The organism is Absicoccus sp., from assembly GCF_034090965.1.
Lineage (GTDB): Bacteria > Bacillota_I > Bacilli_A > Erysipelotrichales > Erysipelotrichaceae > Absicoccus > Absicoccus intestinalis.
In genome coordinates, this window is record NZ_JAXDRQ010000024.1 from 41,288 (window position 1) to 49,690 (window position 8,403).

Below are 8,403 nucleotides of genomic sequence, written 5' to 3' on the forward strand. Positions count from 1 at the left end.
ACGTTTACATTTTCTATCTCTATAGTATTGTAAACGTTTCCAAAAATCAATAAGAAAATAAAAAAAATCGTAGAAAATTAAATTTCTACGATCGTATATCCATATCCATTGATCAATGTCGTTCCCGATGGATGATGTCGAACCCGTTCAAAAGAACCATATTCCAGATGACAATGTCCATAAAACATATAAGTCGGATGATATTGATCTAAAAAATCATTAAAACAGGCAAAACCTTGATGCATCATATCTTCCAAATCGCCATATCCCATACAAGGTGCATGACTCACAAAGATATCGATGCCTTTCTGTTTACGAATCTTTCGACGCAGCTTTTTGATTCGCTTTTCCATTTCCTTTTCATCAAACAACCATTCCTGTTCATACAAGCCAAAAGCACCACCCAATCCAGCAATCCGTAAACCATGTGTTTGAATGATGTCATCATCCAAACAGATACAACCTTCTGGTTCTTTTCCGAGATCATGGTTGCCATGCACATAATACAATGGACGTGAAAACATCGTGACCAAATATTCCAAATAGGATGCATGCAGATCCCCACAAGAAAGAATCAAATCAATCGGATGTGTTTGACGAAAGGATGTGGCATTCCACAACGCAGGCGACTCCATATCTGAAATCACTAAAATACGAGTCATTGTGGAATCCCTCCGATCACATTTTCATTGAGCCAATGCATTTGAATGATTTCATCTTGACTCCATCGCGCATCTTGTCGATGACGAATCAATCCCTTTTGACTATGGATCTCCCCATCAAAGGGATGAATGTCCCCTTTAATCATAGCTTGTTTTAAATCATAAATTAGATTTTGCGTAGGATATGGCACATGCTCCGAAATGATCAAATCGATGATACCACTGTCCATGCCCCACCAATTGTTGTGGCCACGCACCGCTTTTTCACCACGATCCAAGATATGTTGGATCAATAAAACATAATATTTGCCCCAATGCACGATTGGCATTGCCAAATTGACGATCGTATCGCCTTGTTTTTGATAGATGCCAAATTCACGGGATGTATTGTCCCAACAAATGGAATCCGGTCCCGAAATCACATCCGCCAAGACCTCCTTCGATGCATAGTTCCAATCCAAGTACACTTTGACGTGGGGATCGATCATGCCCGCTCCAATCGCAAACGCATTGATGTTTGGAATATCGCCATATATCGGATATTCCGATTGATAGAGAATACAATGGGTCTGGGACATCGAAGCCGCAATCATGCCCAATAAGAACTTGGCTTCATACAAGCGAGAATAGAAAGTATGCACATTGGTCTTTTGGAGCAAGACGGAACAATTCATAAAATGAATCGATGGATACTCCAAAGAAAGTTTATATGTGGAAAGTAATTGTCGCGGACTGATACTGATCACGATATCGATTTGTTTGGCAATCGTGGGTACAATATCTTCCATCTTTCCATCATACATGTGGGTCTTGACCACGCCCCCAAAATAGGTTTCCATATACAATCGACCCAATTCATGATCATGGATCCAAGTGGATGATTCCATCGACGAATCGGCAATAAAAGCAATCCGTAATGGATAGCTCACACTATACTTTTTATTAAATAAAGAGACTTTTCGATGCATTTCCGGTTTATCAATCCATTCTTGCTGGACCGATTGCCCAGAAAGTAGACGCTGGATCTTTTCTTTGTCTTTGGCCCCATCCAGACCATAAAGTTGACAAGCCAATAAAAAGACATCGGATTGCACATCATAGCTAGCTGGATACAAGGAACAAAAGAGATGAAATGCACTACGCACATGCGCAATGGTTTCAAGATCCCATGGATGTGTAAGATCTTTATTCAAACACTTGGCAAAAGCGATATAACTACCAACCTGAGTAAAATAGAGATCATTGATCTGGGTGACAGCGTAAAAATCAACATATTCATGATCAATTTGAGTTTCATCTTTCTTTTCCGGCAAGATACGAGTCACATGAGCACGCATGGAAGGCATACCCACATATTTTGCGATCGAGACTCGTTTATTCCCTTCCTGAACATAAAAAAGCCGACGATATTCAAACACCTGAATCGGATCACGAATGCCTTCTGCCAATTGGGAATCATAGAGATTTTCCCACTTCATCGCAAATTCGCTATCTTCTGACAAAATAGGCATAAAGCCCGGGGCAAAAGCAGAGACACGACCCCGTGTTTTCGTACCGACGATTCGATTGGTTGGAATATCGATACAACCCAAATAGGACCGATCCAATCGATCGATACGATCTACCGTTTCATCCAAAACCGGCAACTGCCCTTGTTTCCGATTTTTTTCACCCATTTTTTTGGCTTTACTGTATTCTTTCATACCTTTCCCTTTCAAAACAAACGCAATTGATTGGACAAGATCGAATGAGGATCCACCTCAATAATCGTATCATTTGATTGTACATGACCAATCAATAACGGTGAATTCGAATCATGGAGAGCCCGATTTTGTTTGACCAACGTTTGATTTTCATTCGCATAACAATATAAACATCCATGTCCACATGTATTATAGGCACCAATATCATTTTGGAGCAGACACCGACAGCCTTTCCGTGCATAGGTCGTTGGCGGTTTCAAACCAATATGAAATGCATCCTCCAATACAGCCTGACTCATACATCCGGATGTATCAATGCCATACTTCGATAATCCCTTTTCCATACAAGCATATACTTTCATATCGTATGAGGAAGCGATGGATACAAAAGCTTGGCTGATCCTTTTTTGATCATCCAGAGATACTTCCTGAATATTGGGAAAATTGCGTTTGGTCTTCGCATAGAGATCAATAAAACTAATGATCACATGATGGGTATAGCCCGACAAGGCTTTACACAGCTGTTCAAACGAACGTATATGGAATTCCACCGTATAGGTTTCATTCAACAAGATGGGATCATAACGCCAAGCCATATGCTCGCTTCCAATCCTATCCGATAATTCGCGCATCGATTGTAAGACCCATCGTTTATTTTGAATATTCGGTTCAATCTCTTTCCCATAAGGGGTCAAAGTCACCATCCAATACATGCGATACGATGATAATTTTTCAAACTGTTGGAACATGGGACGCGGATTCTTGGTACAGAAACAAAGCAGATCGACCACTTCGGGATGAAGGTCATATCGATAAATTTTATGAGGATCATAGGGACTACGACTCAAAACATAGCCAGCCTCAATACGATGATAGAACCAAGACGCATAGAAAGCCGGAATATCGGTACGATTGCCCGTATTGATGATCATGACGGCCTCTTTTCTAACTATAACGTTTTATAGTGGACGATGATGTCTTCATAGGTCCCATCATCCAATGCAAAACCGGAGGGTATCACACCCAATTGGACAAAGCCCAATTCCTGATAGAGGTGCAAAGCGACAGCATTGGTGGCAACAACCGCATTGAATTGTAAGATGCGAAAGCCCAGTCGCTTGGCTTGGTCCATACAATCATGGACCAATTGCTTACCAATATGTTTTCCTCGCTGATCTGTCTTGACCGCATACGATGCGTTACAAATATGACCACAACGCCCTACATTATTCGGATGCAAAATATACATACCGACAATTTGGCCATCATCAACGGCTACACCCGTATAGCTTTGTGATGAAAAGAAAGTATAGCCCTCTTTTTCATCCAAGAGATCTTTTTGGGGAAAGGCCACGCCTTGTTTGACGACTTCATTCCATATGTCTACGACTGCTTTTGTATCTGCTTTTTTAAATTTTCGTATTTCCATTTTATAACCTATACTTTCGAATAAATAAGACAACCATCTTTTGAAGTTGATTCAAACCAATGACCTCGATGGGCAAATGGCCAGCTCCTTCTAAAAGAACATGATATTTGTCGGCCCCGATCCGTTCATAAAAGGACATAGAATCCGCCGGATCGATCCATTGATCCATTTCTGGCTGTACCCAGAGGATCGGTACTCGATAGTCTTCGGGCGGACACAAAGTAGGATGCGCCAGAGTGTGTAAGAATTCCTGTGTGACTTTTGCACCTGCAGATTGTTCATCTTCACTCAATAGCTGACAAACCGCGGGATTGTTCGAAATCGTTCTTGTATCAATCACGCGTTTGATCTTCAAAGCTCGCCATCGCAATAGACGTGCATGATTTTCAAAAACCGGATCGAGCCAGACATCATTCTCTACGTTTTTATCATTGAGATCCAACAAATGAGTCACGATGACACCTCGAATTTGAGGACAAAGAGTCCCCAATTGATACGCCAACATGCCGGACAAACCCAATCCCATCAAAAAGGTATTTTCAATTTCTGTCTGTTCGATCAATTTTTGACAACAAGCCAACCAGTCTTCATAAGTCGCTTGTTTGACATTGGACTGACCAAAAAAAGGTAGATCCGGACAAATCACCCGATATCCCAGGCGATAAAAAGGGACCGCTAAAAAAGACAACATCCGGCCATTCGCAATCAAGCCATGGAGGATAATGATCGTTCCTTTAAAGTAGCGGGGTTGGTAAATATCCACATGCATATGGACATCATGATAATAAATATACTCTTCTTGGCAATGGATATCCGAAGTCATTCGATTCCGTAAGGGCAAATGATCTTGAAATGCTTGCCAACTCGGATACGCTTTCATACGCTTATGATATCATTCTTTTGCCGTAAATGCTTGTGCGATCGTATCGATCGAGCTGCAAGCCAACCGATTGACTTCTTCTTGACCTGGACAAACCAGGGCAATATCGGTCAACATGCGCAAATGATCTTCCTCTTTGGCCGCTAGGGCAATGACCATTTTCACAATTTGATCATCCCAGATCGTCCCCTGGGGAAAAGCCATGATGGCCATACCAGAATGATGAACCAAATCGGCCTGTCCATGGGGAATGGCCAAGCCAAAACCAACAACCGTTTCATACGTCTTTTCGGTTGTCAACATGGCTTCGGTATAACTTGAATCGGTATAGCCACTTTGGCATAGACGATTTCCCAATTCCTGAATGATGACCGTTTTTGATTTAGGTTCCGTTTCAATGGAAACATTTTCTTTCAATAACTCTTTCATGATTACCCCCAAATACCAGAAGCCGCTAAACGTTTTCCTGCTTCTTGAATACGATCAATATCTTCAACCAACGCCAGTCGTACATAACGCAATCCCTGTTGACCAAACGATTGACCCGGTGTTACGACAATACCGGTTTTCTTTAACAAATCTTTCACAAACGCATTGGAATCTTCATAGGCATCCGGAATTCTAGCCCACGCAAACATCGTTCCAGCCGATGCAGGAATGGTCCAACCCGCTTGCCCAAAGTATTTCACCAACGCATTTCGACGATCTTCATAAGCTTGTCGCGTAACCGGAATGGAATCTTGACAATGACTCAACGCTTCAATACCTGCATATTGCACCGGTAAGAAAACCCCATAGTCCATATTGGATTTTAATTTACGATACAAAGCCACAATTTTTTTGTTTCCGACCACAAAGCCCAAACGTGCTCCAGCTAGACCAAACGTTTTGGATAAAGAATTCAATTCAATTCCCACATTCATGGCTCCATCAAAGGCTAAAAAGCTTTTACCTACTTTACCATCAAACACCAATTCACTATAAGCATTATCATGTAAAACGATCAAATCGTATTTCTTTGCGAAAGCAATCAATTCTTGATAGAAAGAATCCGGCGCAATGGCACAGGTTGGATTGTTCGGATAAGAAATCACCAACATCTTCGCTTTTTTCGCAACTTCCGGATCAATATCATTGAAATCCAACACAAAGCCTTTTTCTTCTTTCAATGGCATATACGCCACTTGGCAAGAAGCAATTTTTGGTCCATCTTGAAAGACCGGATAACACGGATCGGGTACTAAGACCAAATCACCTGGATCACATAATGCCAGACAAATCGTACTCAACGCTTCTTGCGAACCCGATGTACAAATGATTTGATCCGTATCCAAATTGACACCATAACGATCGTGATACCACGTTTGTACGGTGGTCAACATTTCTGGTAATTCACTAATCGCATATTTGAAATTTTCTGGTTGCTGAATCGTATCAACCATTTTTTGAACGATCGAATCAACTGGTGGAATATTCGGTGATCCAATCGAAAAATCAATCGTATCTTTCCCTGTTTTTTTGGTATATTCTTGCTTCATGATCTTCAATTCGGTAAAGATCGACGTACCGAATTCATTCATTTTTTTTGCTCCGTACATATTACATCTCCCCATTGGTTCTTATTATAACGCAGATACATCAATATCTCTATCCTTGGGAGCATCAACTATTTAGACATTTATCTAAATAGTTGTTGACTCCACTCATTTTATTGACCATAATACAAATAGAGAGATAGATAGCCTATGAAAAGTTTAACGTTCAAAGCTCTTTCTGATCCTATTCGAAGGAAGATCCTAGAAATATTAAAAGATGGCCCAATGTGTGCTGGTCAAATCAGTTCCCAATTTCATTTGACCAATGCGACTGTATCGTATCATCTAAAAATTCTCAAACAAGCGGATTTAATTTTTGAAACGCATGAAAAAAACTATATCTACTATCAATTGAACACGAGTGTGTTGGAAGAAATCTTGCTTTGGATTGCAATTTTAAAAGGAGACGACCATGATCAAAACAAATAAACGCACCTTGTTGCTTACCAGTCTAATCATTGTATTGCCATTATGTATTGGATTGGTTCTATGGAATCAACTACCGGATACCATGGCTACACATTTTGGTATCCATGGTGATGCGGATGGCTTTTCATCCAAACCCTTTGCCATTTTGTTTTTACCCCTTTTTATATTGGCGATTCATTGGTTCAGTGTCTTTATCATATCCGCTGATCCACGCAAACAAAATATCAGCCCAAAAATATTTACTATTATTCTTTGGATATTACCCATTCTTTCTTTATATACGGGTTTATTGATCTATTCATACAACATGGGCTATCCATTGCATGTAAAAACATGGACAGAAGGATTTTTAGGTTTCCTATTTCTGATCATTGGCAATTATTTGCCAAAGACAAGACAGAATTATACCATTGGCATCAAAGTTCCCTGGACTTTGGATAATGTAGAAAATTGGAATCGTACACATCGTTTGGCAGGTTATGTATGGATTCTTTGTGGACTTATCATTGTAGTGCAATCATTTTTAGGCTTGCATAATGTATATCTTATGATTGGACTGATTCTTTTGATGACATTGATTCCTTGTATCTATTCCTATTGGCTCCATATTCACGATCACTTATAAATGAAAAAAGAGGCTACATCTCATGTACGCCTCTTTATTGATTTATTCTTGATCTTTTCGTTTCTTTAGAAGAGTCATAATACCAGCACTTGCTGCCATCATAGCGATTGCTGGACTGACGAGTCCATCTTCTACACCTGTTTGTACACCTTGGTTCTGTACTTGTTGGCTTGCAACTTGATTAGGTGTTTGTGCAGCTGCTGTTTGTTTTTCTGGTTGATTTGGTTCATCTTTCACATGAACTGTCAACGAAATTGAATGATCGCCTTCTTTTTGTGTTGAATCTTTGCCATCAGCCATATGCATAGCACCCCAAACAAAGGATACTGGTGTCTTCAACAAACCATGACCCGCTTGAGCTTTAAAATATCCAGTCAAAGTTCCATAGAATGACCCATTTCGAACTTTGGCATCATCGGTAGCTCGATGTGCATCATTGATCACAATATCTTTGATGAACATAGCCATACTTTGTGCACTGTTGTTGATCAAATTTTTCAAATTACCAAACACGCTGGTTTGATAAGCTACACCATATTCATCTTCTGTATGATTGAAATTTTCAATCGTATTGCCTTCACCATATATTTGTTTATGACTGGCATCGGCAGATGAATACGCATTCGCCAAAGCAGTCATCTTGGAAAGATCCAGATCCATGATGATCGTTACTTTATTTGGTGTGAATGTCGATTTTTGATAGTTGATCTTATAAATCAGAGGCTTACCATCGGTAGAAACCAATTGATAATGTTCATTCATTTCTGCTTCAGAACTTGGAATATAGAAAGTACCTTCTAAATCTTTATCCATAGATAAATTATCATAATAAGTGCAACAGCCTATAAGAATAAAAAAGTCCATGGGTTCAATGATAAAATGTGAGTGACAAAACAAACATTTATCAAGGAGAATCCCATGAACTACAACCATCTTAATATAAATGAGAGAACAGTCATATCTTTACTTGCTTCTTCTGACGTATCGATTCGTGAAATAGCGAAGCAACTTGGAAGAAGTCCGAGTACGATTTCCAGAGAATTGAAACGAAACCAAACAAATGAACGAGATTCCCGGTAT

The 8,403-nt window shown here is 39.9% G+C and carries 11 protein-coding genes; 3 read left to right on the forward strand and 8 right to left on the reverse strand.

Annotation, left to right across the window (positions count from 1 at the left end):
- Positions 1 to 77 precede the first annotated feature (77 nt).
- The 7 genes from SOS22_RS03740 to SOS22_RS03770 are packed head-to-tail and all read right to left on the reverse strand — an operon-like array spanning position 78 to position 6,272.
- On the reverse strand, positions 78 to 662 hold the full coding sequence (locus tag SOS22_RS03740; RefSeq protein WP_320596357.1) for a metallophosphoesterase family protein: 585 nt from the start codon (positions 660 to 662) through the stop codon (positions 78 to 80).
- A complete protein-coding gene (locus SOS22_RS03745) occupies positions 659 to 2,365 on the reverse strand; it encodes a BMP family ABC transporter substrate-binding protein (RefSeq protein ID WP_320596358.1) in 1,707 nt (568 codons plus the stop codon). The genes SOS22_RS03740 and SOS22_RS03745 overlap by 4 nt, the downstream gene beginning before the upstream one ends.
- 11 nt (positions 2,366 to 2,376) lie before the next feature.
- Positions 2,377 to 3,297 (reverse strand): DUF1848 domain-containing protein, encoded by a 921-nt coding sequence (locus SOS22_RS03750; protein WP_320596359.1) that lies wholly within the window; start codon positions 3,295 to 3,297, stop codon positions 2,377 to 2,379.
- Positions 3,298 to 3,314: 17 nt separating this feature from the next.
- Entirely contained in the window at positions 3,315 to 3,794 is a 480-nt protein-coding gene (locus SOS22_RS03755) for a GNAT family N-acetyltransferase (RefSeq protein WP_320596360.1), read from the reverse strand.
- Position 3,795: 1 nt separating this feature from the next.
- Positions 3,796 to 4,674, reverse strand: a complete 879-nt coding sequence (locus tag SOS22_RS03760; protein ID WP_317313472.1) for an alpha/beta hydrolase — start codon at positions 4,672 to 4,674, stop codon at positions 3,796 to 3,798.
- A 12-nt stretch (positions 4,675 to 4,686) separates the two neighbouring features.
- Complete coding sequence (locus SOS22_RS03765; protein ID WP_173446887.1) at positions 4,687 to 5,103, reverse strand: PTS sugar transporter subunit IIA; 417 nt, start codon at positions 5,101 to 5,103, stop codon at positions 4,687 to 4,689.
- A 2-nt stretch (positions 5,104 to 5,105) separates the two neighbouring features.
- Positions 5,106 to 6,272, reverse strand: a complete 1,167-nt coding sequence (locus SOS22_RS03770; protein WP_320596361.1) for a pyridoxal phosphate-dependent aminotransferase — start codon at positions 6,270 to 6,272, stop codon at positions 5,106 to 5,108.
- Positions 6,273 to 6,419: 147 nt separating this feature from the next.
- On the opposite strand from SOS22_RS03770, the gene SOS22_RS03775 reads away from it, so the two are divergent.
- Positions 6,420 to 6,698 (forward strand): autorepressor SdpR family transcription factor, encoded by a 279-nt coding sequence (locus SOS22_RS03775; protein ID WP_173446885.1) that lies wholly within the window; start codon positions 6,420 to 6,422, stop codon positions 6,696 to 6,698.
- Positions 6,682 to 7,323 (forward strand): SdpI family protein, encoded by a 642-nt coding sequence (locus tag SOS22_RS03780; RefSeq protein ID WP_317313475.1) that lies wholly within the window; start codon positions 6,682 to 6,684, stop codon positions 7,321 to 7,323. The genes SOS22_RS03775 and SOS22_RS03780 overlap by 17 nt, the downstream gene beginning before the upstream one ends.
- A 42-nt stretch (positions 7,324 to 7,365) precedes the next feature.
- Here SOS22_RS03780 and SOS22_RS03785 read toward each other — a convergent pair whose 3' ends face one another.
- A complete protein-coding gene (locus tag SOS22_RS03785) occupies positions 7,366 to 8,136 on the reverse strand; it encodes a hypothetical protein (protein ID WP_320596362.1) in 771 nt (256 codons plus the stop codon).
- A 105-nt stretch (positions 8,137 to 8,241) separates the two neighbouring features.
- Here SOS22_RS03785 and SOS22_RS03790 point away from each other — a divergent pair.
- A partial coding sequence (locus SOS22_RS03790; protein ID WP_320596363.1) for a helix-turn-helix domain-containing protein occupies positions 8,242 to 8,403 on the forward strand: 162 nt, incomplete at its 3' end.

Bases quoted from the DNA above. Each gene is read 5' to 3' on its own strand.
- SOS22_RS03740 (WP_320596357.1), bottom strand. From the start codon at position 662: ATGACTCGTATTTTAGTGATTTCAGATATGGAGTCGCCTGCGTTGTGG.
- SOS22_RS03745 (WP_320596358.1), bottom strand. From the start codon at position 2,365: ATGAAAGAATACAGTAAAGCCAAAAAAATGGGTGAAAAAAATCGGAAA.
- SOS22_RS03750 (WP_320596359.1), bottom strand. From the start codon at position 3,297: ATGATCATCAATACGGGCAATCGTACCGATATTCCGGCTTTCTATGCG.
- SOS22_RS03755 (WP_320596360.1), bottom strand. From the start codon at position 3,794: ATGGAAATACGAAAATTTAAAAAAGCAGATACAAAAGCAGTCGTAGAC.
- SOS22_RS03760 (WP_317313472.1), bottom strand. From the start codon at position 4,674: ATGAAAGCGTATCCGAGTTGGCAAGCATTTCAAGATCATTTGCCCTTA.
- SOS22_RS03765 (WP_173446887.1), bottom strand. From the start codon at position 5,103: ATGAAAGAGTTATTGAAAGAAAATGTTTCCATTGAAACGGAACCTAAA.
- SOS22_RS03770 (WP_320596361.1), bottom strand. From the start codon at position 6,272: ATGTACGGAGCAAAAAAAATGAATGAATTCGGTACGTCGATCTTTACC.
- SOS22_RS03775 (WP_173446885.1), top strand. From the start codon at position 6,420: ATGAAAAGTTTAACGTTCAAAGCTCTTTCTGATCCTATTCGAAGGAAG.
- SOS22_RS03780 (WP_317313475.1), top strand. From the start codon at position 6,682: ATGATCAAAACAAATAAACGCACCTTGTTGCTTACCAGTCTAATCATT.
- SOS22_RS03785 (WP_320596362.1), bottom strand. From the start codon at position 8,136: ATGGATAAAGATTTAGAAGGTACTTTCTATATTCCAAGTTCTGAAGCA.